Annotated in this window: 2 tRNA genes and 1 rRNA gene; all 3 read left to right on the top strand. The window is 55.3% G+C overall.

What is annotated here, in order from left to right:
• Window positions 1-87 (top strand): 16S ribosomal RNA (locus IM725_RS20040); the annotation flags it as partial.
• Between the two features lie 86 nt (window positions 88-173).
• A tRNA-Ile gene (locus IM725_RS20035) sits at window positions 174-250 on the top strand.
• 29 nt (window positions 251-279) lie between these two features.
• Window positions 280-355, top strand: a tRNA-Ala gene (locus IM725_RS20030).
• The last annotated feature ends 262 nt before the right edge of the window (window positions 356-617 follow it).

Raw genomic sequence — 617 nt, 5'->3', positions numbered from 1 at the left:
AGGGCGATTACCACGGCAGGGTTCGTGACTGGGGTGAAGTCGTAACAAGGTAGCCGTATCGGAAGGTGCGGCTGGATCACCTCCTTTCTGGAAACTGCAATCAAGTTTGAACGTCCACACTTATCGGTTGTTGGAAGACGTCGCCAGCGGCTTCGGCTCGCAGCGAACGGCTCGGGTCTGTAGCTCAGTTGGTTAGAGCACCGTCTTGATAAGGCGGGGGTCGTTGGTTCGAGACCAACCAGACCCACCACCCCACCTTGTGGGGTCCGGGCATTCCGTGGGGGATTAGCTCAGCTGGGAGAGCACCTGCTTTGCAAGCAGGGGGTCGTCGGTTCGATCCCGTCATCCTCCACCATCGTCTTTTCGCAAACACACACTCAACACCAAAGCGGCTTCGTGCAAGCGAGGCCTCTTTGTTGTTGACGCCAGGATTGCCTGGCATCAATCGGCTGTTCTTTAACAATTCATAGAGTCGAATCAGCGCTGCTCACGGAAAGGGTCCTTGTGGCCCACCGTGCCGTGAGCAGCATGAATTTTTGATTGCGTCAACATAGAACTTCAATTTCGAATTCGTTCGAAGATGAAGACGGCATAACGCGCGAGGTGAGAGACCTCGC

The sequence above is a fragment of the Ramlibacter aquaticus genome (assembly GCF_015159745.1).
In the GTDB taxonomy this organism is placed as follows: domain Bacteria; phylum Pseudomonadota; class Gammaproteobacteria; order Burkholderiales; family Burkholderiaceae_C; genus Ramlibacter; species Ramlibacter aquaticus.
This window is presented reverse-complemented; position numbering and strand designations above follow the sequence as displayed.